Raw genomic sequence first — 26,327 nt, forward strand, 5'->3', positions numbered from 1 at the left:
TTTCCAGGCCTTTACCCAAAGACATCCGTGGCGCCGGCGCGGGACGACAGCACCCCGGGCGCCTCAATACTGCGATATCGAATCGGAATACATACGCTATGTGCGGTTTCGTTGCACTGATTTCCCCGGGGGCGCCGATCGCCGATCCCGTGCTCGCGCTGATGCGAGACCGCCTGGCTCATCGCGGTCCTGACAATGCGTCGTCGTGGGTGCATGGCGATCGCCGCGTGGGGCTCGCCCACCGTCGCCTGTCGATCATCGATACCTCGCACCATGCTGATCAGCCGATGGCGGCATTGGATGGACAATTGGTGCTGGTCTACAACGGCGAGATCTACAACTACATCGAGTTGCGGGAAGAGCTGAAGGCCGAGGGATACCTGTTCCGGACCAACAGCGATACCGAGGTGCTGTTGGCCGCCTACGCCCATTGGGGTGACCGTTGCGTTGAACGCTTCAATGGCATGTTCGCGTTCGCGCTGTGGGACGCCCGGCGCGCCGAACTGTTTGTCGCGCGGGATCGATTCGGCGAAAAACCGCTATTCATCGGCCGCGCCCCGAATGGCACTGTGGCGCTCGCTTCCGAGATGAAAGCCATTCTGGCGCATCCGGATTTCATCGTCGGTGCGCGCATGGAGGCCTTGAATGCGTTCTCCAAGGCGCATTGGTACGAGGACGGGCGCGACACGTTTTTCGACGGCATCGAGCGGTTGCCGCCCGCCCATGCCCTGAAGCTGGGCGCCGATGGCGCCGAACGGTCGCGCTGGCGCTACTGGACGCCCGATTACAATGACGTGGATGAGTCCATCAAGCCCGCCGACGCCATTGGCCGGTTCGAGGAATTGCTGGCGCGCAGCGTGAAGATGCGCCTGCGCGCGGATGTGGCGATCGGCTCGAGCCTGTCGGGAGGGCTGGATTCCTCCACGATCGTGGGCGTGCTGGCCAAGGAGCGCGGCAAGGCAGGCTTCGTCCAGAATACGTTCTCGGCCTGTTTCGATGAAGACCCGACCATGTCGGAAGGGCCGCAGATCGACGAGGTGGTGAACTACACCGGCGTTACGTCGCACAAGGTGCGGCCCTCGGCCACCGGACTGGAGCAGGAGTCGATGCGGATGCATTGGCACCAGGAAGAGCCGGTCATGTCGGCCTCGATCTACCTGCAGTGGTGCGTCGCGCGACTGGCCCGGGAGAACCAGACCACGGTGTTGCTGGACGGCCAGGGCGCGGATGAACTGCTGGCGGGCTATCAGTTCTGGTTCAAGCAGTTCCAGCTGGATATGCTGGATCGGCGCCAGTTCTGGCGCGCCGGCAAGGAGACCTATCTGTTCAACCGGCGCCTGCGCATCGCGGCCCAGGGGTACCAGGACAGCGGCCGCCGATTCAACGCCGCCACCGCCTATTCGTTGCGGGAAGTGGCTGGCTATGCATTGGCCCGCCCGGGGGTGTGGCACGGCCCCTATACTGAGGGGTTGGTGAAGCCCGTGCCGGGGTTGCGGTTGCGGCGCACGTTGGGAGAGGCGTTGCTCTACAACAGCCTGCCCATGCTGCTGCGCTATGCGGATCGCAACAGCATGGCGTTTTCCCGCGAGAGCCGGTTGCCGTTCCTGGATTATGACCTGGTGGATTTCTGCATGCGGTTGCCGGACAACCTGTTGATACGGGATGGTTGGCAGAAATGGGTCCTGCGGCAAGCCGCGGGCGCCAGTGTGCCGTCTTCGATCCGTTGGCGCGCGGACAAGGTGGGTTATGCCGCCCCGCTGGACCATTGGCTCAGGGGCAGCCTCAAGGGCTGGGCCGAAGAGCGGCTGTTTTCGTCTCGCTTGCGGGACATCGAGGGTTACGACCGCGCCGGCCTGCAGCAGGTCTGGGATGCGCACCAGGCGGGGCAGGCCAACAATTCGTGGGCCATCTGGCGCTGGGTCAGCATGGCGGAGTGGTTTGGCCTGCTTGATGGAAATTGGTGGAAGCAACCGTTGTAGCGGCTGGCGGGCCGGCGTGACGCGGCGGCGGTCGTAGGCGCATAGGCCGCCTGCTTGCCGAGGAGCCCGCGTCAGTATGCGCCTGGTTTGTTTTATTTTGATTACCCATTTTTAGAATCCAAGAACATGTGCGGAATATTTGGTGCAGTCTGGCGGGATAGTCGTCCGGCCGGTTCTATCGACCGGCAACTGGCCGTGGGCATTGAACGCCAGTTGCATCGCGGTCCCGATGGCCACGGTAAATGGATACATCCGCAGGGCAAGGTGGGGTTGGCCCATGCGCGCCTGTCGATCATCGACCTGAATACCGGCGCGCAACCGATGCGGGGCAGATCCGGCAACGTGATCACCTACAACGGCGAGATCTACAACTACATCGAACTCCGCAAGGAGATCGGCGAGCAGTTCTTCGACACGACGTCCGACACGGAAGTGATCTTGCGCGCCTACGAAAAGTGGGGCGAAGCATGCGTGGAGAAGCTGGAAGGCATGTTCGCGTTCGCAATCTGGGATGAAGCGCGGGGCCAATTGTTCGTCGCGCGTGACCGGTTCGGTATCAAGCCGTTCTACTACGCGGTCAGCCAGGGCGGGTTCTACTTCGCCTCGGAAATCAAGGGCCTGACGCCATTCCTGGATCGCGTGGCGACCGACGCCAACGCCTTGCACGATTATTTCGCCTTCCAGTTCTGTCTGGGCGAGAAGACGCTGTTCGACGGTGTTCGCCAGCTCAAGCCGGCGCATTGTGGTTATGTCGATGCCGATCTGAACCTGCGCCAGCGGCAGTACTGGGAAGTGCACTACAACCTGGATTGGAATCACACGGAAGTCTATTTCGTCGAACAGGTGCGCGAACGCCTGCGTGATTCCGTCCGCATGCACATGCGCAGCGACGTCGAAGTCGGCGCCTATATCAGCGGTGGCGTGGATTCGAGCCTGGTCGCGGCCATGGCGCGTGGCGAGCGCGCCGGGCAGCGCTTCCAGGGCTTCACCGGCAAGTTCGCCATCGGCGAAGCCTTCGATGAATCGCACTACGCCCAGGTGGTGGCGGACGAGCACGACATCCAGCTGCACCAGGTCGATATCACCGAAAACGACTTCGTCAACGATATCTCCAAGGTCATCTACCATCTGGACCAGCCGGTGGCCGGGCCGGGCTCGTTTCCGCAGTACGCCGTGTCGCGCCTGGTCAAGGACCATATCAAGGTCGTGCTGGGCGGCCAGGGCAGCGACGAAACCTTCGGCGGCTATGCGCGTTACCTGATCGCGTATTGGGAACAGTGCATCAAGGGCGCCCTTGATGGCACCATGAATGACGGCAACTACATCGTCACGTACGAGTCGATCATTCCCAACCTGCGCACGCTGCGCAACTACAAGCCGCTGATCCAGGAATTCATGGCGGAAGGGATCTTCGATTCCCGCGACAAGCGCTATTTCCGCCTGATCAATCGTTCGAACACGTTCGGCAATGTGGTGAACTGGAACATGTTCCAGGGCAAGGCATCGTCCTTCGACGATTTCAAGGAGATCTTCTGGGGCAAGAACGTCGGCAAGGAATCGTATTTCGATTCGATCACCCATTTCGACTTCAAGACCCTGCTGCCGGCCTTGCTGCAGGTCGAGGATCGCATGAGCATGGCGCATGGCATCGAGTCGCGGGTGCCGTTCCTGGACCACAAGTTGATCGAGCTGGCAGCCACGGTGCCGGCCAACGTCAAGTTCCAGAATGGGGAACTCAAGCGTTTGCTGCGCCTGGCCTTCCAGGATACCTTGCCCAAGGCGATTCGCGAGCGCAAGGATAAAATGGGTTTCCCCGTACCCCTGCAAGTCTGGATGCGCCAGGGCGGGAAGGCGCGCGAATTCATCCTCGACACCTTCCGCAGCGCCAACGCCCGGACGCGCGAGTACCTCGCGCCCGGGTTCGACATCGAAAAGATGATGCAGCAGGAAGGTCTATTCAGCCGCAACATCTGGGCCTTCCTTAGCCTGGAGTTGTGGCAAAAGCAGTTCCATGATGTACATCAGCAAACAATTTGAGCATTGAGGCATAGCCATGAAAAAAGTCTTCATTACCGGTATTTGTGGGCAGATCGGATCGCATATCGCCGAACTGCTGCTCGAGCGTGGCGATCAGGTTGTCGGCATCGACAACTTTGCCACCGGCCGTCGCGCGCACCTGAAGGATCATCCGAACCTGACCTTCGTGGAAGGCAGCATCGCGGATCATGCGCTGGTCAACAAGCTCATCGGTGACCTGAAGCCGGACGCCGTGGTGCACACGGCCGCTTCCTACAAGGACCCGGACGACTGGTACAACGACACGCTGACCAACTGTGTCGGTGGTTCGAACGTGATCCAGGCCGCCAAGAAGAACAACGTCGGCCGCTTCGTGTACTTCCAGACCGCCCTGTGCTACGGCGTCAAGCCGGTGCAGCAGCCCGTGCGCCTGGACCATCCGCGCAATCCGGCGAACAGCAGCTACGCCATCTCGAAGTCGGCCAACGAAGACTACCTGGAATACTCGGGCCTGGATTTCGTGACGTTCCGCCTGGCCAACGTGGTTGGCCCGCGCAACGTCAGCGGTCCGCTGCCGATCTTCTTCCAGCGCCTGTCGGAAGGCAAGAAGTGCTTCGTCACCAAGGCCCGCCGCGACTTCGTGTTCGTCAAGGACCTGGCGCGCGCCACCGTCCGCGCCGTTGATGGCACGGGCCATGGCGCTTACCACTTCTCGTCGGGCACCGACGTGGCGATCAAGGAACTCTACGACGCCGTGGTCGAAGCGATGGGCCTGCCGTCCTATCCGGAACCCGAAATCCGTGACCTGGGTCCGGATGATGCGCCTTCCATCCTGCTGGATCCTTCCCGTACGGTGCAGGACTTCGGCAAGATCGAATTCACCCCGCTGAAGGAAACGGTCGCCGCCGCCATCGCGTACTTCCGCGAGTACGGCGTGTCGGGTGGCTATACCCACCTGAAGATCAACGAGAACAAGTGATCCCCATGCGTATCCTGATTACCGGTGGCGCCGGTTGCCTGGGTTCGAACCTGATCGAACACTGGCTGCCGCAGGGCCATGAAATCCTGGTCATCGACAACTTCGCGACCGGCAAGCGAGAAGTCCTGCCGCCCGTGAAGGGCCTGACCGTGGTGGAAGGTTCCGTGACGGACGCGGAACTGGTCAACCGCGTGTTCGACGAATTCAAGCCGACGCACGTGGTGCACAGCGCCGCCGCGTACAAGGATCCGTCCGACTGGTCGGAAGACACCGCGACCAACGTGCAGGGCTCCATCAACGTGGCCAAGGCCTCGTCGCGCCTGGGCGTCAAGCGGTTGCTGAACTTCCAGACCGCCCTTTGCTACGGCCGCCCCAAGCAAGTCCCCATCCCCGCGGACCACCCCACCGCGCCGTTCACCAGCTACGGCATTTCGAAGACGGCCGGCGAGGCGTTCCTGTTCATGGGCGACGTGCCGGTGGTTTCGCTGCGCCTGGCCAACGTGACCGGTCCGCGCCTGGCGATCGGGCCGATCCCGACGTTCTACAAGCGCCTGAAGGCCGGCCAGAAGTGCTTCTGCAGCGATACCGTCCGGGACTTCCTGGATATGTCGGACTTCCTGAGCATCGCCGACCTGGCGCTGGAAGAAGGACGACCCACGGGCGTCTTCAACGTTTCCACCGGCGAAGGGCACTCCATCAAGGAAGTGTTCGATGTCGTGCTGGAGTACGTGGGTGCGACGTTGGCCGAACCCGTGCCGGTGGTGCCGGCGGGCGAGGACGACGTGCAGAGCGTGGTGCTGGATCCGCGCCGTACCGAGGAAGCGTTTGGCTGGAAGGCCGCCGTCAGCTTCAAGGACACCATCACGGGCCAACTGGCCTGGTACGACAAATACGGCGTGACCGACATCTTCAGTCACCTCGCAGCGCCCAAGGCCTGACGTCTTCAGGTAAGAGAATCATGAACGCATCCAAACTCGCCAATTCGAATGTGCTGGTCGTCGGCGGCGCCGGCTTCGTCGGCAGCAACCTGGTCAAGCGCCTGCTGGAATTGAACGTCAACCTCGTGCACGTGGTCGACAACCTGCTGTCCGCGGAGAAGGTCAATGTGCCGGATCACCCGGCGGTTCGCTTCAGCCACACGTCGATTACCGACGACGCGCTGCTGGCCTCGCTCAAGGACGAATACGACTACGTTTTCCACCTGTCGACGTATCACGGCAATCAAAGCTCGATCCACGATCCGCTGGCGGACCATGAGAACAACACCCTGACGACGCTCAAGCTGTACGAGCGCCTGAAGGGCTTCAAGCGCCTGAAGAAGGTGGTGTATTCGGCCGCCGGCTGCTCGATCGCCGAAAAGACCTTCGACGATGCCAAGGCGACGGAAGAAACCGACATCGTGTCGCTGCACAACAATGACAGCCCGTACTCGATGTCGAAGATCTTCGGCGAGTTCTATTCGGTGTACTACCACAAGCAGCACCAGCTGCCGACGGTTCGCGCCCGTTTCCAGAACGTCTACGGTCCGGGTGAAATCCTTGGCGCCGGTCAATGGCGCGGCACGCCGGCGACGGTGTGGCGCAATGTCACGCCGACGTTCGTCTACAAATCCCTCAAGGGGATGCCCCTGCCGTTGGAAAACGGCGGCGTGGCGACGCGCGATTTCATCTTCGTGACCGATGTGGCCGATGGCCTCATCGCCTGCGCGGCCGATGGCACGCCGGGCGGGGTCTACAACATCGCCAGCGGCAAGGAAACCAGCATTGCCGATCTCGCCGCGAAGATCAACGAGATCACCGGCAATTCGACGGAACTGGATCGCCTGCCCAAGCGTCCGTGGGACAACTCCGGCAAGCGTTTCGGCAGCCCGGAAAAGGCCCGTCGCGAACTGGGATTCGAAGCCAAAGTGGAGATCGCCGATGGTCTGCAACGCACCATCGACTGGACCCGCAGCAATCTGGAAATGATTGAGCGCACCATGGCCAAGCACGCGGACAAGGTCGCGGCGTACTCGCAGGCCAAGTAAGTTGTGCGGATTTCGATCCGCACACGCAAAATCGCCGCCTTTCGGGCGGCGATTTTTTTTGGTCGATCCTTGAGGCGGGCGTGTGGGTCAGGCCGGTCTGCGAGCGTTGGCGACGGCGTCGTACGCCGCAAGCAGCACCTGTTCCTGTGCCTGCCAATGGAACTCGTTCCTCGCTGCCAGGACGGCCTGCGCATGCTCGCGGGCGGTGGCCTGGTCCACGGCCATGACCGCGTCGCGGATCGTGCCAGCGTCATTGCGAGGCACGATGCGCCCGACGGGATGGGACTCCACGAACCGGCGCAGCTCCTGAAGGTCGGAAACCAGCACGGGCAGGCCGGCCATCAGATACTCAAACAGCTTGTTGGGCAGGCAGTAGTAATACGACAAGCAGAGGTTCTCGATCAGGCACAGCCCGATGTCGGCCGATGCCGTATAGGCCGGCAATACGTCCGGGGACACTGCCGGATGGTAGTAAATATTGCCATGCGCGGCGGCCGCCTCACGGATCATGGCGTCCAGCGGGCCATAGCCCATGAACACGACCACGCGCGAGTCGTCCGGCATGTCCTTGAACGCCCCGATGATCGACTCGATGCCACGGCCCGGAGCCAGGCCTCCCTGGTACAGGAAAATGAGGCTGTCCGGCGAAATGCCCAGCGTCGAACGGAAAAGGTCCGCGTCCGGCAGCGGCGCCAGCGGCGGGCAGTTCAGCACCAGCGCGGGTTTGGGGATGCCGTACATGCGCACGTACTCATCCGCGATGGACTCGCTGACGGTCAGGGTGGCGTCCGCGTGCCGGATCCAGAAGCGCTCCATGATGCTTTTGACGCGGATTTTCCAGCGCGCTTCGTTCGCGACGTCGTTGATCTCGAATTCGTGAGCGTCGTAGACGACCCGTGTGCGCTTGCGGCTGAGTATGCGGGCCATGGCGCCGGCAGGCAGCGTGGGCAGGTCGTTGCAGTGCGCCACGTCGGATTTGCGCGCCAGGAGAAAGGCCCGCCACAGCCATTCAAAGTACTTGAAGACCTGGACCGGCAGGATTTTTGGCCAGCCGCGGCTGAGCAGGCGTATGCGTCTGACGGGGATGCCGTGCACGGTTTCGCGCTCGGCCAGCCCTTGTTCGTGCAAGGCGACGACGAACGGCTCGTAGCCTGCGCGTTTGAGAGACAGCGCTTCCTTGAGGACGCGGCTGTCGTTGGTGAACGGATTGAGCACCAGAAGGGCGACGGTTTTGCTCATCGATGCGACGCCTAGGTGCGGATGTTCATGACATGCATCCAGCGCTGGAAATTGATCCAGCGCCAGGTCTGCCAGCCGAAGGGTTTGCGGCCCTCGATGACGGCGTCGAATTCCGTCACCAGTTGCGTCCGGTCCAGGAAGGACGCGCCGGTGTCTTCGGACAGCCAGCCACGGATCTGCGGGGCCAGCGCGCGCAACCACTCGAGTTCCGGGGTTTCGAAACCGACCTTGTCGCGCCGGTCCAGGATGGCATCGGGCACGATGCCGCGCATGGCGGCCCGGAAGATGTGCTTGGTCTCTCCGTGGGCGGAAATGAGGTGTTCTTCCGGCAGTCCCAGCAGGAAGTCCGCCAGGTCCGTGGTCAGGAAGGGGACGCGGCTCTCGATCGAAAACCTCATCGAGTTGCGGTCTCCGTGTCGCAGCAGCCAGCCCAGGCCGCGCCTGGTCAGGGATTGCGCCAGTTCGCCCATGAGGCAACGGCCGCGTTCCGGTGACGGCCAGTTATCGCGCGGGAACCGGGTGATGACGCCGGCCTCGATGCATTGTTCGACGTTCAGCCAGGAAGGCGCCGACTTGCGGCCAGCCGCGTTGCGGGCGCGGTGGTAAAGCGCATCGGGCAGCATCAGCGCCACGGCTTCCTGCATGATGGTCCGGCTCGCGGGCCGGCCCGGCCAGTCCTTCTGCCGGTTCATGAAGGCCCAGGCCTGTGCCAGGCGGCCTTGCTGCAGCAGGCTGACGAGCCGGTGGGCTGGATAGCCGTTATAGCCCGCCAGCAGTTCGTCCGCGCCCTGGCCTTCCAGGGCGACGGTGATGCCGTGCTCCTTGGCCAGCTTGAACACGCGGTACTGCGCGTAGATGCTGGTGCTGCCGAACGGCTCGCCCTGGGCGCGGATCATATCGTCCAGGTCGGCCGCCAATTCATGAGGCTCGACCACCACCTTGTGGCCGGTGGCGCCGACGCTGGCATTGATCTGGTCGACCCATCGTTCCTCGGATTTCTGCGAGCCCTTGGCGATGAAGCTGAAGGTATGGATGGGCAGGTCCGGTTCGATGTGCCGCATGGCACAGACGATGGCGGAGGAATCCACGCCGCCCGACAGGGCGGCGCCCAACGGAACATCGCTGCGCAAGTGCAGCCTGACGTTCTGCAGGAAGCGTTCGCGCAGTTGCATGGCGGCATCGGCCATGCTGATCGTCTCGCGGGCCTTGATGGACGGAGTCCACCAGGTTGCTGGTGTCGATACCGCGCCAGTCTGGGGCGAGAGTGTCAGGATGGTGCCGGGCGGCACATGCCTGATGCCTTCGACGAACGTGCGATCGCCGTGATCGTAGCGGCCGTGCACCAGGTAGTCATAGGCGGATTGCCAGTCGAGCCGGGGTTCCTGCGGCGTCAGCGCCAGGATGGCGGGCAATTCCGAGCCGAAGATCAGTTGACCGTCGACGTGGCGGTAAAAAAGCGGCTTGATCCCGAACGCATCCCGGACCAGGCTTAGCGTGCCGTCCCGCGCGTCGGAGATGGCAAAGGCGAACATGCCCTTGAGCCGGCTCAGGCAAGCGCTGCCCCAGTGCATCCAGGCGACCAGCAGGACTTCGGTATCGCTGTCCGACAGGAACTGATAACCGGCCTGGCGCAGCTCCTGCCGCAGTTCCTTGTAGTTGTAGATCTCGCCGTTATAGACCAGCAGATAGCGGCCGTCGGCCGAGCGCATGGGCTGGTGTCCGCCAGCGCTGAGGTCGATGATCGACAGCCGCGTCTGGCCCAGCACGGTTTCGCCCCACGCCGCGCGCGAGGTTTCGACGCCGTGGTCGTTGGGGCCACGATGCTTGAGGGTCAGGATGCCCTGCTCTATCCGCGCTTGCAGATCGGGCAAGGGGGTTCGCCACCAGCCGCCGATAATGCCGCACATGGCCTAGCCTGCCAGATGCGTGGCGATGATAGTCGCCGCGTCGCCGGCGCCATAGGGTTGGATCTCGGTCGGGCGGATGGTCAACGCGCGCTCGCAGGCGGCTACGATGGCATCCGCGGACAAGGGCGGCGTCAGCAGGTTCCAGCCGGCTTCCACCAGCTCGACCCATTCGGTTTCATCGCGCAGGGTGACACACGGCACGCGGTGGAAAAACGCTTCCTTCTGCACGCCGCCGGAGTCGGTGGCGATCAGGGCGGCGTACTTTTCCAGTTGCACCATGTCCAGGTAGCCGACCGGGTCGGTGATGACGAAGCGATTGCGCAGGTTGTCCAGCAATCCCAGGCGTGCCAGCGTGGCGCGCGTGCGGGGATGGATGGGCCAGACCACCGTGCGGCTCGCGGCGACCTGTTCCAGTCCCTGCATGATCGCGCGCAGGCGCTGGGGGTCATCCGTGTTTTCGGCGCGGTGCACCGTGATGAGGACATACTCGCCCGGCGTCAGGCCCAGGCGCGCCAGCGCACCGCCCGCTTCAGTCACGCGCGCGCCATGCCGCAGCGCGACGTCGAACATGACATCGCCCACTTGGGTAATCGCGCTTTCGGCGACCCCTTCCTTGATGAGGTTTTCGCTGGCGCTGCGGGTCGGGGTGAACAGCCAGCGCGATACGCGGTCGGTCAGGACGCGATTGATTTCCTCGGGCATGCGCATGTTGAAAGAACGCAGGCCGGCTTCGATGTGCGCGACCGGGATGTGCAGCTTGGCCGCCGCCAGGGCGCCTGCCAGGGTCGAATTGGTATCGCCGTAGACCATCACGATGTCGGGGCGCTCGCTGAGCAGCACCTGTTCGACGGCGCCGAGCATGCGCCCGGTCATTTCGCCATGGCCGCCACCGTGGATGTCCAGCTGATGCGCGGGCTTGTCCATGCCGAGTTCGTCGAAGAACACGTCCGACATGTTGCTGTCGAAATGCTGGCCGGTATGGACCACGACTTCCTGCAGGCGCGGGTCCGCCGCGATCGCGGCGGAGACGACGCTGGCCTTGATGAACTGCGGGCGAGCGCCGAGAACGGTAAGAATCTTGGTAGTCATATTGGACAATCAGTCAGGCTGAGGCCGAACGTGGTGGAGCGGCAATTTTCCGGGCGGGCCGCGCCTGCGCGCGCTCATCCCGCCGATCCGCTTGAACAGAGCGTAATGATACTTGAATACCCCTGCCGGACTCCCGGGATTTGACCCGGCCGGCGCCTATGGCGCCGCGATTACCGCATAGGCGGCAAGCAGCTTTGCCTCTTCGTTTTTCCAGCTGTAGCGATCCCGTATCGCGGCGCGACCGGCGGCACGCATTGCCTGTCGTTCGGATTCGGGCAAATCCAGCATCGTGTTGATGGCCTGGGCGATGCGGTCGATATCCAGCGGATCGACACAGATCCCCGCGTTCGAGGCGTCGAGTATGCCTCGCCACAACGGAAAATCCGAGGCCAGCACGGGCAGGCCCGCGGCCATGTACTCGAACATCTTGACCGGCAAGGCGTCGAGATAATTGGGAACGGGATGCAGGAGCACCAGGCCGAGCTGCGATTCATGCAGCACGTCGCGTATCGCGGCCCGGTCGAGAACTCCGCGGTAGTCCACGCGGTTCCAGGTAGGCAGGGCGGCGAGCTCGGCGTGCAACGCCTCGCTTTCCATGGGGCCCGCCAGTATCAACCGGGCATCGGTCTTTTCCAGTGCCCTGAGCATCTCGACCGCGCCCCGCATTCGGGTGATGCCGCCGATATAGCAGATCGTCCTCGGGCGGGCGGCGCGGGGTTCCGCGCCATTCGCCGGCGGACCGGCATCGCCGAGTTCTCCCGGTATCGGGTAATTATTGACGTCGATGCTATGGATGCCCTGCGCGATATAGCGTTTGGCGATATGAGGCGTGGCGCCGACCACGACGGCGCAACGCCTGGCCACGAAGTTCTCGAGCCGCTCGAACGACCAGGCGATGGCATGCCGGATCCACGGCTTGATCCAGGGCTTGCTCAGGATCTGACGGGGGACGTCTTCATGGGCGTCATAGATGACGTCGCGGCCCATGCAACGCAGGGCCAGCGCGACGGGCAGCAATTCCGGATCATGGATGTGGATAATGCGCGCATCCGTCTTGCGCACGGCGTTCCAGGCCGCCCAGGTCTTGCCCAGCATGCGGTGCGCCCGGCCACGCGAGCGGCCCAGGTCGATGACGGATACGCCATCGCGCCGGGTGTCGCCGGCTCCGTCGGCGACATACAGGTCGACCTGATAGCCGCTGTTGGCAAGACTGCGGCATTCCTTGTGGAATATCCGGACGTCGAAGCGCGGATGCGCGGTGGTGAGGTGTGCGACCCGTACCGTCATTGGGCAATACTGGCGACGCGGCGCGAGACAGAGGCCTCCGCCTGGGGATTGAACTCGGCGACCAGGGTCTTGAGGGTGGCCACGATCTCTTCGCGATCCCAGTGAGCCAGCGATTGTTCCATCCGGTCCAGGCCGGTCCGTAGTTGTTCGTACGGCAAGTCGTTTTCGCGCGCCTGCATGATGCGGGGATGGAGGGTCGATTTGACGTCCCCGCCGATCAGCAGTTCTTCATAGAGTTTCTCGCCCGGGCGCAGCCCCACCACGCGCAGCTCGATGTCGCCGTCGGGGTCGGATGCGTCGCGCACGGTCAGGCCACAGAGCCGGACCATGCGTTCGGCCAGGTCGCGGATGCGCACCGGCTCACCCATGTCCAGCACGAAGACCGAGCCTGATTCCCCCATCGCGCCAGCCTGGAGAACAAGTTGCGCCGCTTCGGGAATGGTCATGAAGTAGCGCGTGATATCCGAATGGGTCAGCGTGACGGGGCCGCCCGCCAGGATCTGTCGGTGGAACAGCGGCACGACGCTGCCGGAGCTGCCCAGGACATTGCCGAATCGCACCATGGAAAACCGGGTGGCGTTCTGGCGTTGGGACAGCGACTGCAGAATCAATTCCGCCAGGCGCTTGGAGGCGCCCATGACATTGGTGGGGCGGACCGCCTTGTCGGTGGAGATCAGCACGAAGTCGCTGACGTTGGCCGCGATGGCGGCGCGCGCCAGCGAGAAGGTGCCAAGGGCGTTGGTCGCGACGCCCTCCGCGACGTTCTGCTCGACCATCGGAACGTGCTTGTAGGCGGCCGCGTGATAGATGGTCTGGATCTGATGCAGCCCCATCCTGTGCAGGCTGTGGGGGTAGTCGCGAACGGATCCGAGCACCGCCACGAGGTCGATGGGGCGCGTGCCGATCAGTTGCTGCAATTCTTGTTCGATCGCATACAGCGCCGGCTCCGAGATTTCGTACAGGACGAGCCGGGTCGGGTTCAAGGCAACGATCTGGCGGCAGAGTTCGGAGCCGATCGAACCGCCGGCGCCGGTCACCATGACGCTGCGTCCCGTGACGCAGCGTCCCAGCAGGTCCGGGACAGGGGCGACCGGATCGCGCCCGAGCAAGTCTTCCACCCGAACATCGCGCAGGCGCAGGCCGTTGGAATCGACCAGTTCACGCAGACTCGGCACCAGCCGGATGCGCAGGCGGTACTGTTCGGCGGAGTCGACGATCTCGCGCAGGCGGGCGCGGCCAGCGGTCGGCATCGCGAGCAGCAGCTGGCGCACGCCGTGCCTTTCGACCAGGTTGGGCAGGTGTTCCGGGGGATGGATCCGCAGGCCGGCGATCATCAGGCCATGCTTGCGGCGGTCGTCGTCCAGCATGGCGACGGGCTGGTAGTGGGGACCGGCGCGCAATGCCGTGGCCAGCTGCGAGCCAGCGCCGCCGGCGCCGTAAATGATGACGGGGATGCGCAGGTCGCTGACGTCCTTGGTGTCCGTGAACAGCGCGCGTCGTGCGACCCAGCGCGTGCCCACCAATCCGGCGATCGCGAGCGACCCGTAGATGACCAGCACGGCCCGTGACAGCCCTACCAATTGCAGGAAGGTATTGGCCGCGGTCACGACCATGACCGACACCGCCACGCCGCCGGTGATACCAAGGATCACCCGTTCGTTCATGTAACGCAGGATGTAGTTGTAGACCCGGAATCCCGCCATGGCGAGCACGCCACCCCCGCACGCTGCCAGCGACAATGCGAAATAGGAGTTATTCAGGAAAAATAACTCGAAGCGCAACCACAGCGCCAGGTAGAACGAGATCAATAGAATGATCGCGTCAAGCAAAACAGCGAGGGCTTGCTTGGCGGGGCGGGGCAAATCTACAAAAAGACGCCGGATGGCTAGGGGAAGGATCATGGGGGGCGTCGGAGGGTGCCTTGTTATCTATGCATGAAATTTTACAGGCCCTGCGGCCCATCGCAGATTATCGTGGCAAAACGATGTCCGTGACTCAGGGGATCCGTGGCGCGCGCGGAGCGGGAGCGGCGTGCCGTTGCGGCACGCTCGCGACGAGCATGCCAAGCAGCACCCAGAAAGGCTGGAAATAGACCATGGAACTGGGTGCCAGGCCTGCGATGCCGGCAACCACCAGACAGACGCGGCCTCGTCCATCCAGCCGCGCCGCCAGCCAGCCGAGCAGGGCGAACCAGAGCAGGCCAACGTGAAAGAACATCTCGAGCCAGAAAAAGTGAGGGGAGGCCCACGGGGCATTGTTGCCAGGCCAGGTCAGGTCCAGTTGCCCCGCGCCCAGGCCAGTGAACCATTGCCACCAAGGCATCGCGCGCCATTGCGCGAGCATGTCCATGGTCAGCCGCGCCCGGAAGGCGGAGGATTCATCGCCGCCCTGGGCCCGGATACGGACATTCGCCTCAGGGGCGTGGAGGGGCATTGACGCGGTCCCGGGCGGGGAGCCAGGCGTGAGTGCCGGCGTCGAGCGTGCGCCGGGCGCCGTGGGCGCAGCGGCGTCGATGGCCGGCGAGGCGCTGCCCGGCGGGGACGGCGCAGGGGCGGCAGGGCCTGGCGCCGAGGCGGGGGGGGCGGAGATGCTCGCGGCGGTCGATGGCACGGTAGCGGGAGGGGGCGGTGCGACCGCGACCGCAGGCGGGGAGGCGGTCGATTGGATGCTGGGCAGTGATACCAGGTGCAGCGGTTCGCTTATCAGGGAGATGGCGGCCACGGTTGCCAATCCCCATGCCGCCAGCATTTTCAGGCGCTCGCGGGTCTTGTGGCCTTCCACGAACCACAGCAGGTAGGCAACGCCCAGCACCAGCGCGGCGGCGAGGTCCGCGCGCCGATTGAGCAGCAGCGCATAGAACCAACAGGCGCTGAACAGCCACAACGGAAGACGGCGCCTGCAGAGCAGCCAGATCAGGTTGGCGAATACCAGCACGGTGGCCATGTCGTTGATGTTGTCCCACACCCCGCCGGTAAGCGGATACCTTGGCCGGAACCGTTGGGCATCGGTCCAGATGTCGAACATCGGAAAATAGGCGGTGACGAACCAGTAGGCCAGTAGCCAGGGCAGCAGGAACAGAAAGGGCTTGCGCCGGCGCGCGAGCGTTTCGCCCAGGACGGCGGAGGCCGCCCCGATCAGGAGATAGATGCCATAGCGGATGTACCGGTCGGGCTCGGTGACCCACAGCGGTTGGATCGCCAGAAGAAGGAGGAGCAGGAGCAATGGCCCTTTCAGTCGACCCTGCCAGGCAGCCGTCCGCCAGGACCGGTCCATTGCCAGCGCCAGCAGGAACAGCGCCAATCCCCAGTGGAAAGGGCGCAGCGGGTAGGGGAGGTAGAGGGAAGATCCGCCCAGGCACAGGGCGAACCCGGCGAGGACGAGTCCGTCGGCCAGGGGCGTCGCGCGGGCCTCAGCCAAGCGCATTTCCCAGGCTCCAGAACAGCGTCGGAGCGAATATTCCCACGGCCACGAGGCGTCCTGTCAGCATGGCCTGCACCGCGTGGTAGACGTCATGGGAGGGATGATCGTCCACGATCGCGGCAATGCGGGGTTCGAGCACGAACGTGAGCAGCACCGTGGCGAAGCCATTCACGATGCCGGACAGCTGCGAGATGGTGCTGCGGTAGTCGTGGAAGACCAGCGCGAAGTAGTAGGACACGAGCACGCCCAGCGCGTAGCAAAGGAACACGGCCGCGGCCAGCGCGACAATTCGGAGCCTGGGAAAGACGGAATGGATTTCCAGTTGCGCGCGCACGTCGGCGGTACGCAACTTGGGCTTGCCGGAGCGACGCTGGATGAAGTTCCCCAGCAGCGTGATCCAGTGGAACCGGATACAGAAGGCCAGCAGCGACAGCAGGGTCGCGCCCAGCAGGGCGCACAGGCCCATCTTCTGGTAGGTGGACACCGGGATCTGCTTGTCGATCAGGAATCCCAGCAAGGGCATCAGCGCCAGATAGAAAAAGCGAGTGATCGTGGTGGTGGCGTTCTGGACGGCATAGCCCGTCACGGGGCGGCCGGCGAGCCTGCCCGCGATGCGGGCGTAATAGCTGAGGTACTCGAGCAGATGAATGATCGAGAAACTCAGGATGACGAGGAGGATCAGCAATGTCATGGCGCCCCATGCGCCACCGCGCCGCGATGCCGGCGCAGGGTTTCGCGGTAGACCTGCTGCATCAGATCCAGGCTGTGGCTCCAGCTGTAGTGGTCACGCACGCGCATGCGGCCCGCGGCGCCCATCCTGGCGCGCAATTCGGGATCCAGCACCAGGGCTTCGAGTTTTCGTGACGCGGCCTCGGCATCCTCGATGGGGACGACAAAGCCCGTCACGCCGTCGAGCACGACCTCGGCGGGGCCATCCGCATCCGATACCACCACCGGCACGCCGCATGAAGAGGCTTCCAGGATCGCGACCCCAAAGCTGTCGCGGCGGCTCAATGCGACGTAGATGTCCAGGTCATCCAGTGCGGCCGGCACCTGGCAATGCGGGATCTGCCCCTTGAGTTCAACACAATCGTTCAGTCCAAGATCCGCGACCATCGCGTTCAGCATGTGGAACTGGCTGCCGCCGCCATAAATGCGCAGCATCAGCCGTTTGGCCACATCGGGATGGGCCGCGGCCAGCCGCTTCTTGAGTCTGGCGAATGCTTGAATCAAGGTGTCGATTCCATAAAGCGCTTCCAGTGTCTTTACGGTGCCGATGATGATTCGGCCGGAGGCGTGCTGAACCATCCGCGGCGAAAACACGGTTTCGTCGATGCCGAACGGCGTGACGAATACCGGCGTGCGCGAGAGTGCACGCATTTTAATCGCCATTGCCTGGCTTGTAGCGCCGAGCGCGGTGGCCCGGTTCAGGTTATTGACGAGCGTGCCGCGGTGCCAGCGGCTCTTGTCGGGGAAGTCGTAGATGTCGCTGCCCCATGCGGATAGCAAGTTCGGCATGAAACCCGAGCGGCGGCCCAGCACGCCGTAGCCCGTGGCGTAGTGGGTATTGAGCAGGTCGGGTTTGATGCGCTCGAGCAGCCAGCGCAGCTTTCTGGCGGCGAGGAAATAGCCGAAAGGGGACCCGTAGGGAAGCTTGTATTGATGCACCGCGGGCAAGATGTCGGGTGACGGGTCGTCCAGGGACAACAGGTGGACGTCATGGCCTCGCTCGCTCAGGCCGTTGGCCCATCGCACGGTATGGATGCTACAAGTCGCACCGAGCAGGGCGACTCTGAATGGCGGGGTATCGGTCTGGTCGGCGGAATAAGCGGCTAAAGAAGGTTCTGAAGCGGTATCAGTAATCAAACTAGGGTTGGCTTTTCACATTGAAGGAGACAGGCAGTCTATTCAACGGAATATGCCAGGGGGCGCCGCGGACGCGCTTATCGGACTGAATCCATATGTGTCGATTCAAGCAGTCGTTGCGCCGGCATGGGCGCCGCGCGGTTACTGACTCACCGCTTAAATATTGCAGTGAATGTAGCGATCACGATTCCCAGGTCGCCGATGAATGTGCGCGTGCGCACATATTCACTTTGCAGCCGGAGTTTCTCCGGCAGGATCTGTTCGCGGTAGGCCTGTTCGGGATCCTCGGCCTGTGCCAGCAGGTCGTTCTCGTGCCGGAACTTGATAGACGCCAGGTCAGTGATGCCAGGGCGGACGGACAGAACGATACGTCGCAGCGCCTCTGGGTAGAGCGCGACGTAGCGGGGCACCTCGGGCCGGGGGCCGACGATGCTCATGTCACCGGTGAATACGTCGATAAGTTGCGGCAGTTCGTCCAGCTTCCAATGGCGGATCCACAAGCCGCTGCGGGTGATGCGCGCATCACCGCCGACGGTAATTTCTTTCGTATTGTCGGCATTGTTTACCGTCATGCTACGAAACTTGTGGATCCGAAAAGTCCTGCCGTCCTTGCCCACGCGCACCTGCCGGAAGAACACCGGCCCGGGCGAGTCGCGCTTGATCGCTATCGCCACCACCAGAAACAGCGGCGACAGGATGATCAGACCCAGCAGCGAAACGATGAAGTCGAACAGCCGTTTCATCAGGCGCGCAGCAGGGATTCCACGGCGCCGATCACGCGCGCGGTCTCGTCGTCGGTCATGCGCGAATAGATCGGCAGGCTGACCATGCGTTCGTAGGCGGCCTGCGAATGCGGGAACATCGCGGGCTGGAGGCCGTAGCGGTCACGCCAGTAAGGCTGCAAATGCAGCGGCACGTAGTGCACGCTGCAACCGATGCCGGCTTCGGTCATGCGAACGATGAAATCGTCACGGCTGAGCGGCGCCTCGGGAGCCAGGCGCAGGACGTACAGGTGCCAGGCGTGCGTGTCTTGCGCATCGTAACCGCGGCCGGCCAGCCGTTCGGGGCTCGGGGGCAGCACGACGGGCAGTGCGGCGAACGCCTTGTCGTATCGTCCGGCGATGTCCGCGCGACGGTCGCGCATCGCGCGCACGCGGGCCAGTTGCACACGGCCCATCGCGGCCGCGGTGTCGGGCAGGTTGTACTTGAACCCCGGCGCCACGATCTCGTAGTACCAGGCGGGCTTCTTCGAGGTGAAGCGATCGAAGGCGTCGCGGTCGATGCCGTGCAGCCGCATCACGCGGCAACGCTTGGCCAGCGCCGGATCGCGCGTCACCACCATGCCGCCTTCGCCGGTGGCGAGCGTCTTGGTGGCGTAGAAGCTGTAGACGGTGATGTCGCTGGCCAGGCTGCCGACCAGCTCGCCTTTCCAGGTGCAGGGCAGGGCGTGGGCGGCGTCCTCGATGACCCGCAGGCCGTGCCGGCGCGCGATATCCAGGATCGCCGTCATGTCGCACGACAGGCCGCCGTAGTGGACCGGGATGATGGCCTTGGTGCGGGGCGTGATGGCGCGCTCGACTGCCTCGGGGCTCACGCAGAATGTGTCGGGATCGATATCCACGAGCACCGGCTCGGCGCCGAGGTAGCGCGCCACTTCGGCGCTGGCGGTGAAGGTGTGGGTGGTGGTGATGACCTCGTCACCCTCGCCCACGCCGATGGCTTCCAGCGCCAGATGCAGGCCGGCCGTGGCGGAGTTCACGGCCACGGCTTCCACGCCTCCGCCGATGAAGGTTGCGAATTCCTGTTCGAACGAGCGGGCATTGGGACCCGTCGTGAGCCAGCCTGACCGCATGGCTTCCGTGACAGCCGCGATTTCGGCGTCGCCGATGTCCGGTAGTGCAAAGGGGATGAAAGACATGTTGGCTCGTCAGGCGGTTAGAAGCGTTGAGGAACGGGAATTGTAGTGGAGGCTTGCGGCGTATCGCCAAGCGACTCCAGGAACTGGCGGGCGAGAATGGGGTAGCCGTGGTGTTGCTGCACGAAGCGCTTGCCGCGCTGGCCGAGTTCGTGGCGCTCGTGCTCGGGCAGGTGCGCGAGCTCGGCGATCGCCCGGGCGATGGCGGGCACGTCGTCGGCGGCCACGCTGACGCCGCAGCCGGCGTCACGCACCAGATCATAAGGTGAACTGGTCGCATGGACCACGGGCAAGGCCGCGAGCATGTAGTCGAACAGTTTGTTCGGGCTGGTGCCGAACTGGTAGAGCGGGCTGTCGTGCCAGCCGATGTAGGCGATGTCGGCCAGCTTCAGCAAGGTGGGCACTGCCCGTTTTTCCACCGGATCGAGGAACAGGATGTTCTTCAGGCCCTGCGTGCGGGCGCGATGCGCCAGGCGGTCTTTTTCCACGCCCTTGCCCACGAGCAGGAAGCCGACATCCGCTGCTTCCGGGCGGGCCGCAGCGTCGATCAGCGGGTCCAGCGCATTCGAGACTGCGTGGCCTCCGGCATAGACACAGAGCGCCTTGAAATCCTGCGCGAAGGCGGTGATCTGCGTCTCGATGGACGCGGGCAGGGGGGCGGACGCCTCGGCGGGATCGAAGCCGTTGGGGATGTACGTGAACTTGTCCGGCGCCATGCCGCGGCTTCGCAGGTGCGGCGCGGTGCCGGGCAAGAGCGAGATGACCCTGTCGGCATGCCGGCACGCGTAGTCTTCCGCCAGCTGCATGGAGAAGATCATGGGATGGCGCTTGGAAAATCCACCTAGCAATCGTGGCGTCAGGGGCCAGAGGTCGTGCACTTCGTAGACCAGCCTGGCGCCGGCGGCGCGGGCGATTTTCGCGGCGGGCCAGATGTCGTAGGGATAGGTCGATGAGGCGATGACGATATCCGGCCGCATGGCCGCGAGCTCGCGCGCCATGCCGCGGACTTTCGCGGTGAACTGCAGCATGTTGAGCAGCCGCTTGGCGCCGTTGCCGGCGTAGGGGCGGGTGCGTACCCAGAGGTAGTCGATGCCGTCGATCGCTTCGCGCGTGACACCCGTGGAAACCGCGGGGTTTTGTTGGCGCAGGTGGGAAACGCTGCTGGCGACGATGGTGACGCGATGGCCTTGCCGCACCCATTCCCGGGCCAGATAGTATGGCCGGAATTCCATGCCATGCCGAGGCGAGCCGGCGTAATGGTTGATGAGCAGAATATTCATGGCCGCATCGTACCGCGTTGGCGCGCGGGATACCGCGGAGGGCGCGGCGCCGCATGCGGCGCCGCGCCTTGGGGGGATCAGCTCAGTGTGGCGCGCAGCGCGGCAACGATCTGGTCCTGGGTCGCTTCGTCCAGGTCCGGGTGCATCGGCAGGCTCATGACCGTGGCCGCCAGGGTGTCGGACACCGGGGTCGCGCCTTCGGCCGCCGCGAACTCGGCGTAGGCCGGCTGGGCGTGGATGGGACGCGGATAGTGGATCGCCGTCGGGATGCCGGCTTCCTTCAGGTGCGCGATCACGGCTTCACGGTTGGGAACCATGACGGTGAACTGGGCCCAGACGCTGTCGCGGTCCGGACGCACCGTGACGGTACGGGCGCCGTTCGGCAGGTCGGCCAGCAGTTGCTGGTAGCGTGCGCCGATCTTGATGCGCTGTTCCACTTCCCATTCGAAGCGTTCCAGCTTGCCCAGGACGACCGCGCATTGCAGCGTGTCCATGCGGCCGCCCACGCCGATGCGGGTGTGGTAGTAACGCGCCGATTGGCCGTGCACGCGGATCTCGCGCATGGCCTGGGCCAGCGCGTCGTCATTGGTGAACAGCGCGCCGCCGTCGCCATAGCAGCCCAGGGGCTTGCTGGGGAAGAAGCTGGTGCAACCGATCTTGGACAGGTTGCAGCTCTTCTTGCCCTTGTAGGTGGCGCCGAAGCTCTGCGCCGCGTCTTCGATGACGGTGATGCCGTGCTTGTCGGCGATGGCATTGACCTCGTCCATGTCGCCGCACTGGCCGTACAGCGACACGGGGATGATGGCCTTGGTGCGCGGCGTGATCTTGGCTTCGATCTCGGACACCTTGATGTTGCAGGTGTCGGGCTCGACGTCCACGAACACCGGCACGGCGCCCAGCAACACGATGACTTCCGCCGTCGCCACGAACGTGAAGGAGGTGGTGATGACTTCGTCGCCGGCTTTCACGCCCAGCGCCATCAGCGCGATCAGCAGCGCCTCGGTGCCGGACGCGACCGTGATGCAGTGCTTGGCGCCGGTGTAGGCGCACAGCGCGGCTTCGAGTTCCTTGACCTCGGGGCCCATGATGTACTGGCCGTGATCGAGCACAGCCTGGATACGGGCGTTGATCGGGTCGCGCAGGACTTGGTATTGCTTCTTCAGGTCAATGAATTGCATGTTGTCTCACACCAGTTGGCAGACGCCGTCTTTGAGTACGTATTGGTCGCCGGTCGCGGGGCAGGTGGTCTGCCCGTTGCCGGTCAGCGGCAGGTCCAGTTGTTCGCCATGGCGGCTCATCCAGCCGATCTGGCGGGCGGGCACGCCCACCACCAGGGCGAAGTCGGGCACGTCGCGGTTCACCACGGCGCCAGCGCCGACGAAGGCGTAGCGGCCGACCGTCGAGCCGCACACGATGGTGCAGTTGGCGCCCAGCGTGGCGCCCTGGCGCACGACGGTGTCGCGGTACTCGTTCTTGCGTTCGATGGCCGCGCGCGGGTTGTACACGTTGGTGAACACCATGCTGGGGCCGCAGAACACGTCGTCTTCGAGCGTCACGTTGTCGTAGACCGAGACGTTGTTCTGGATCTTGACGCGGTTGCCGATCTTGACGCGGTTGCCGACGTAGACGTTCTGGCCGAGCGAGCAGGCGTCGCCGATGACGGCGCCGCCCGATACGTGGACCCAGTGCCAGACGCGGGTGCCGGCGCCGATCTGCGCGCCGTCGTCGACGATGGCGGTGGAATGGATGCTCATGATGTTCAGTCCAGCGGCAGCGGCACGCGCAGGCCATCGCGCGCGGAACGGTAGATGGCGGTCAGCAGGGCCAGCGATTGCAGGCCTTCGCGTCCGTCGGTTTCGGGTTCGCATTCGCCGCGCAGCACGCGGATCACGTTGTCGTAGTACAGCGGATGGCCAAAGCCGTAGACCGAGGTGGTCTCGTAGTTGGCTTCGCGGATCTTGGCGTCATCGGGGTGTTCGTCGGCGAATTTCCATTCGTCGATGCGGTTGACGGCCACGCCGCCCACGCGCACGGTGCCCTTTTCACCGAGGATGGTGATCGAGCCTTCCAGGTTCTGCGGGTAGGTCAGCATCGTGACGTTGATCGAACCCATGGCGCCATGGCGCCAGCGGATCGCGGCCACGCCAGTGTCTTCGGCTTCGATGCGGCGCGCCAGCGTGGCGGTGTAGGCGTACACGCTTTCCACGGGGCCCACCAGCCAATCGAGCAGGTCGACATAGTGGCTGGCCTGGTTCATGAAGGCGCCGCCGTCCCATTCCCACTTGCCGCGCCAGCGGGCGGCGTCGTAGTAGTCTTGGGGACGGGTCCAGAACACGTTGACCGTGACCATGTAGATACGGCCGAAGCGGCCGCCTTCGATGGCTTTCTTGAGCAGCTGCAGCGTGGCGTTGCGGCGGTTCTGCTTGACGACGAACAGGCGCACGCCTGCGTCATCACATGCCTTCACCATCTGCTTGGCATCTTCCCAGCGGGTGGCCATGGGCTTTTCGCTGACCACATGACGACCGGATTGGGCAACCTCGATGGCCTGCCAGGGATGCAGACCCGACGGCGTGGCCAGAATGACCGCGTCAGCCGTGGTATGTGCCAGCATTTCCGCCAGGGACGAAAACGGGCGCGCGCCGGTGGCTTCCGCCGCGGCTTTCAGCGCGGCGGGATTGGTGTCACAGACGTCCACGAGCTCAGCGCGGTCGCTGTGCTGCGCAATGGCGCCGATGTGATTCTTGGAGATACGCCCACACCCTACCAGGGCGAAACGGACCTTGCGGTCGGTAACTGGATTAGCGGTCATCGGGATCAGAGGTTGTTTTGTTGTAAATTGCCGGGATAATTCGACAGCCTTCCCGGAATAGAGCGTAATAATACTTGAGACTGGGGTGGGTTACGAACGTATAAATCCTCTCTTCCCATTTGATGCCAACTCGCATTCTCATCGTCCGAACGTCGTCATTAGGCGATCTGGTGCACATGCTGCCCGCCATTTCCGACATCGCCCGCCATGTGCCGGACGCGGAAATCGACTGGATCGCCGAAGAAGCATTCGCCGAGATTCCTGCCTGGCATCCCGCGGTCAACGAGGTCATCAAGGTGGCCCACCGGCGCTGGCGCAAGGCCTGGTGGTCGGGCCAGGTGCGTGCCGAGCGCAAGGCGCTGCGGGAGCGGCTGCGGTCCAAGCAATACGACATCGTGCTGGATATGCAGGCGCTGTTGAAGTCCGCGTGGCTGGTGCGCCAGGCGCGCGGCGTGCGCCATGGGCTGGATTGGAGATCGGCCCGCGAACCCCTGGCGTCCCTGTTCTATAACGTCCGTCACCGCGTCGAATTCTGGCAGCCCGCCGTGATCCGCCAGCGCAAGCTGGCCTCGCTGACGTTCGGCTACCAGTACGGCGGCCAGCCGGATTTCGGCCTGCAGGCGTTTTCGCGGCAGGCGACCCAGGGCCGCGACGGCGCCGCCGATCCGGTGCACGAGGTGTCCGCCGGCGGCCTGGATGCCACCGAATTGCCGCGCCTGCATCACCTGGATACCGACCGCGGTTACGCGGTGATCATGCCGTCGGCCAGCCGCGACGACAAATTGTGGCCCGAGGACGACTGGCGCGCGGTGTTCCGGCGCCTGCGCGATGCCGGCTGTGCCCTCAAGCTGCTGGCCGGCAACGACCAGGAAGCCGAGCGCGCGCGCCTGCTGGTGGCGGGCATGGAAGACGTCGAGGTGATGCCGCGCATGGACCTGACGTCGGTGGCGCGGCTGCTGGCCGGTTCGCGCCTGATGGTCGGGCTGGACAGCGGCCTGACCCATCTGTCGGCGGCGCTGGGTCGTCCCACCATCGGCATCTACCGTGCATCCACACCGGTGCGCACGCCCCTGGTCGGCTCGAATTACACGGCCAGTCTCGGCGATCGCGGCGCGTCGCCCTCGCGCGAGGCGGTCATGGCGTCGGTGGAGCAGGCGCTGGCCGCGCGCTGATGAACCGCGCCGTCTATACCCTGGGGTTGCGGGCGCTGGCCCCCCTGGTCTGGCTATGGATGGCCCGCCGCGCCAAGCGCGCCGGCGGCGAATGGCAGATCTTCTCTCCGGAGCGGTTTGGTCGGGCCGCGTCAGGCCGGGCCGCGCCAGGCCGGGCCGCGTCAGGCCAGGCTGAATCCAGCGATGTGACCGTCGCCGGGCCCGCGCAAGCGCCGGTCTGGGTCCATGCCGTCAGCCTGGGCGAGACGCGCGCCGCGCAGCCGCTGCTGCAGGCCTTGCTGGATCGCGGCCTGCCGGTGTTGCTGACCCACATCACCGCCACTGGCCGGGCCGAGGGCGCGCGGCTGTTCGCGGACGCCATCGCCCGTGGCCAATTGCGCCAGGCCTGGCTGCCCTACGATTTTCCCGGCGCCACGCGGCGTTTCCTGGCCGCCGCCGCGCCGCGTTGCGGCATCCTGATCGAGCGCGAGATCTGGCCCAACCTGCTGGCCGCGGCGCGGCGCGCCAAGCTGCCGATGGCGCTGGTGAGCGCGCGGTTCTCGGAATCGTCGCTGCGGCAGGCCGGCCGCATGGGCGGGGTCATGCGCGAGGCGCTGGCGGGGCTGGACTTGGTGTTGGCGCAGACGGCGCCGGACGCCGAGCGGCTGGCCCGTGCCGGCGCGCCGCGTCCCATGGTGTCCGGCAATCTGAAGTTCGATCTGTCCCTGCCCGCGGCCCAGGTCGAGGCGGGACAGGCCTGGCGCGCCCGCCTGGGCCGTCCGGTGATCGCCCTGGCAAGCACGCGCGAAGGCGAGGATGCGCCGTTCATCGAGGCCATCAAGCGCCATGCCGCCACGCCCGGCGCGCCGCTGTTCCTGTTGATTCCACGCCATCCGCAGCGGTTCGACGAGGCCGCCGCGCTGCTGGCGCAGGCCGGGCTGGCCCATGTGCGGCGGTCGTCGGGGCAGGCGCCCGGTCCGGAGACGACGGTGCTGCTGGGCGATACGCTGGGGGAAATGGCTTTCTATTACGCCGCCGCGGACGTGGCGGTGGTGGCGGGCAGTTTTGCCCCGCTGGGCGGCCAGAACCTGATCGAGGCCTGCGCCGCGGGCGTGCCGGTGATCGTCGGGCCGCACACGTTCAATTTCCAGCAGGCGGCCAGCGATGCCATCGAGGCCGGCGCCGTGCAGCGCCAGCCGGACCCGGAGCAGGCCGTGCAGGCCGCGCTGGCCCTGGTGGCCGACCCTGCCGCGAGGCAGGCGGCCGGGGACGCGGCGCGCGCCTGGTTCGCCAGTCACGCCGGCGCCACGGCGCGGACGATGGACGCGCTGGCGCCCTGGTTGCGCTGAGGCTGGCGGCCC

At 64.7% G+C, this 26,327-nt stretch carries 21 protein-coding genes; 7 read left to right on the forward strand and 14 right to left on the reverse strand.

All coding sequences use genetic code 11. The features are described from left to right. Nucleotides 1-98 precede the first annotated feature (98 nt). From asnB (AC1HFW_RS22090) to AC1HFW_RS22110, 5 genes are all read left to right on the forward strand, one after another. A complete protein-coding gene (gene asnB / locus AC1HFW_RS22090) occupies nt 99-1,979 on the forward strand; it encodes an asparagine synthase (glutamine-hydrolyzing) (RefSeq protein ID WP_479285227.1) in 1,881 nt (626 codons plus the stop codon). 126 nt (nt 1,980-2,105) lie between these two features. Beyond that, nucleotides 2,106-4,016 carry an asparagine synthase (glutamine-hydrolyzing) gene (gene asnB, locus AC1HFW_RS22095; RefSeq protein WP_479285228.1) on the forward strand — a complete coding sequence of 637 codons (1,911 nt, stop codon included), beginning with the start codon at nt 2,106-2,108 and terminating at the stop codon, nt 4,014-4,016. Between the two features lie 16 nt (nt 4,017-4,032). After that, entirely contained in the window at nt 4,033-4,974 is a 942-nt protein-coding gene (locus AC1HFW_RS22100) for an NAD-dependent epimerase/dehydratase family protein (protein ID WP_173000110.1), read from the forward strand. A gap of 5 nt (nt 4,975-4,979) precedes the next feature. Further along, nucleotides 4,980-5,912, forward strand: coding sequence for an NAD-dependent epimerase/dehydratase family protein (locus AC1HFW_RS22105; protein ID WP_479285229.1), 933 nt, complete (start codon nt 4,980-4,982; stop codon nt 5,910-5,912). A gap of 20 nt (nt 5,913-5,932) precedes the next feature. Continuing rightward, nucleotides 5,933-7,000: an NAD-dependent epimerase/dehydratase family protein gene (locus AC1HFW_RS22110; RefSeq protein WP_479285230.1), complete on the forward strand. Its 1,068-nt coding sequence runs from the start codon at nt 5,933-5,935 to the stop codon at nt 6,998-7,000. 87 nt (nt 7,001-7,087) lie between these two features. Here the strand turns inward: AC1HFW_RS22110 and AC1HFW_RS22115 are convergent, their stop codons facing one another. The 14 genes from AC1HFW_RS22115 to AC1HFW_RS22180 all read right to left on the reverse strand — a co-directional run bounded on the left by AC1HFW_RS22115 (nt 7,088) and on the right by AC1HFW_RS22180 (nt 23,815). Beyond that, nucleotides 7,088-8,239: a glycosyltransferase family 4 protein gene (locus AC1HFW_RS22115; protein ID WP_479285231.1), complete on the reverse strand. Its 1,152-nt coding sequence runs from the start codon at nt 8,237-8,239 to the stop codon at nt 7,088-7,090. Nucleotides 8,240-8,250: 11 nt separating this feature from the next. Continuing rightward, nucleotides 8,251-10,146: an asparagine synthase (glutamine-hydrolyzing) gene (gene asnB, locus AC1HFW_RS22120; protein WP_479285232.1), complete on the reverse strand. Its 1,896-nt coding sequence runs from the start codon at nt 10,144-10,146 to the stop codon at nt 8,251-8,253. 3 nt (nt 10,147-10,149) lie between these two features. Further along, nucleotides 10,150-11,235, reverse strand: a complete 1,086-nt coding sequence (wecB, locus tag AC1HFW_RS22125) for a non-hydrolyzing UDP-N-acetylglucosamine 2-epimerase (protein ID WP_479285233.1) — start codon at nt 11,233-11,235, stop codon at nt 10,150-10,152. 156 nt (nt 11,236-11,391) lie between these two features. Then, a complete protein-coding gene (locus AC1HFW_RS22130) occupies nt 11,392-12,522 on the reverse strand; it encodes a glycosyltransferase (protein ID WP_479285234.1) in 1,131 nt (376 codons plus the stop codon). Continuing rightward, nucleotides 12,519-14,423: a polysaccharide biosynthesis protein gene (locus AC1HFW_RS22135; protein WP_479285235.1), complete on the reverse strand. Its 1,905-nt coding sequence runs from the start codon at nt 14,421-14,423 to the stop codon at nt 12,519-12,521. Before AC1HFW_RS22135 ends, AC1HFW_RS22130 begins: the two co-directional genes overlap by 4 nt. A 94-nt stretch (nt 14,424-14,517) precedes the next feature. Next, nucleotides 14,518-15,945: a hypothetical protein gene (locus tag AC1HFW_RS22140; protein WP_479285236.1), complete on the reverse strand. Its 1,428-nt coding sequence runs from the start codon at nt 15,943-15,945 to the stop codon at nt 14,518-14,520. Then, the gene (locus AC1HFW_RS22145) at nt 15,932-16,633 is read right to left on the reverse strand and encodes a lipid II flippase family protein (RefSeq protein ID WP_479285237.1); all 702 of its coding nucleotides are present in this window, start codon (nt 16,631-16,633) and stop codon (nt 15,932-15,934) included. The genes AC1HFW_RS22140 and AC1HFW_RS22145 overlap by 14 nt, the downstream gene beginning before the upstream one ends. Beyond that, complete coding sequence (locus tag AC1HFW_RS22150; RefSeq protein ID WP_479285238.1) at nt 16,630-17,808, reverse strand: glycosyltransferase; 1,179 nt, start codon at nt 17,806-17,808, stop codon at nt 16,630-16,632. Before AC1HFW_RS22150 ends, AC1HFW_RS22145 begins: the two co-directional genes overlap by 4 nt. 149 nt (nt 17,809-17,957) lie before the next feature. After that, the gene (locus AC1HFW_RS22155; protein ID WP_479286539.1) at nt 17,958-18,554 is read right to left on the reverse strand and encodes a sugar transferase; all 597 of its coding nucleotides are present in this window, start codon (nt 18,552-18,554) and stop codon (nt 17,958-17,960) included. After that, nucleotides 18,551-19,726, reverse strand: coding sequence for a DegT/DnrJ/EryC1/StrS family aminotransferase (locus tag AC1HFW_RS22160; RefSeq protein WP_479285239.1), 1,176 nt, complete (start codon nt 19,724-19,726; stop codon nt 18,551-18,553). The genes AC1HFW_RS22155 and AC1HFW_RS22160 overlap by 4 nt, the downstream gene beginning before the upstream one ends. 17 nt (nt 19,727-19,743) lie before the next feature. Then, on the reverse strand, nt 19,744-21,003 hold the full coding sequence (locus AC1HFW_RS22165; protein ID WP_479285240.1) for a glycosyltransferase family 4 protein: 1,260 nt from the start codon (nt 21,001-21,003) through the stop codon (nt 19,744-19,746). Nucleotides 21,004-21,080: 77 nt separating this feature from the next. After that, the gene (locus AC1HFW_RS22170) at nt 21,081-22,181 is read right to left on the reverse strand and encodes a DegT/DnrJ/EryC1/StrS family aminotransferase (protein WP_479285241.1); all 1,101 of its coding nucleotides are present in this window, start codon (nt 22,179-22,181) and stop codon (nt 21,081-21,083) included. Between the two features lie 6 nt (nt 22,182-22,187). Next, nucleotides 22,188-22,760 carry an acyltransferase gene (locus tag AC1HFW_RS22175; RefSeq protein ID WP_180189243.1) on the reverse strand — a complete coding sequence of 191 codons (573 nt, stop codon included), beginning with the start codon at nt 22,758-22,760 and terminating at the stop codon, nt 22,188-22,190. 2 nt (nt 22,761-22,762) lie between these two features. Next, nucleotides 22,763-23,815 carry a Gfo/Idh/MocA family protein gene (locus tag AC1HFW_RS22180; protein ID WP_241075075.1) on the reverse strand — a complete coding sequence of 351 codons (1,053 nt, stop codon included), beginning with the start codon at nt 23,813-23,815 and terminating at the stop codon, nt 22,763-22,765. A 122-nt stretch (nt 23,816-23,937) separates the two neighbouring features. Between AC1HFW_RS22180 and waaC the strand changes: the two genes are divergently transcribed. Both waaC and AC1HFW_RS22190 read left to right on the forward strand, forming a co-directional pair. After that, on the forward strand, nt 23,938-24,987 hold the full coding sequence (gene waaC / locus AC1HFW_RS22185; RefSeq protein ID WP_061072984.1) for a lipopolysaccharide heptosyltransferase I: 1,050 nt from the start codon (nt 23,938-23,940) through the stop codon (nt 24,985-24,987). Then, nucleotides 24,987-26,315: a 3-deoxy-D-manno-octulosonic acid transferase gene (locus tag AC1HFW_RS22190; protein WP_479285242.1), complete on the forward strand. Its 1,329-nt coding sequence runs from the start codon at nt 24,987-24,989 to the stop codon at nt 26,313-26,315. Before waaC ends, AC1HFW_RS22190 begins: the two co-directional genes overlap by 1 nt. Nucleotides 26,316-26,327 lie beyond the last annotated feature (12 nt).

It is taken from the genome of Achromobacter sp. ISS7 (assembly GCF_056523125.1).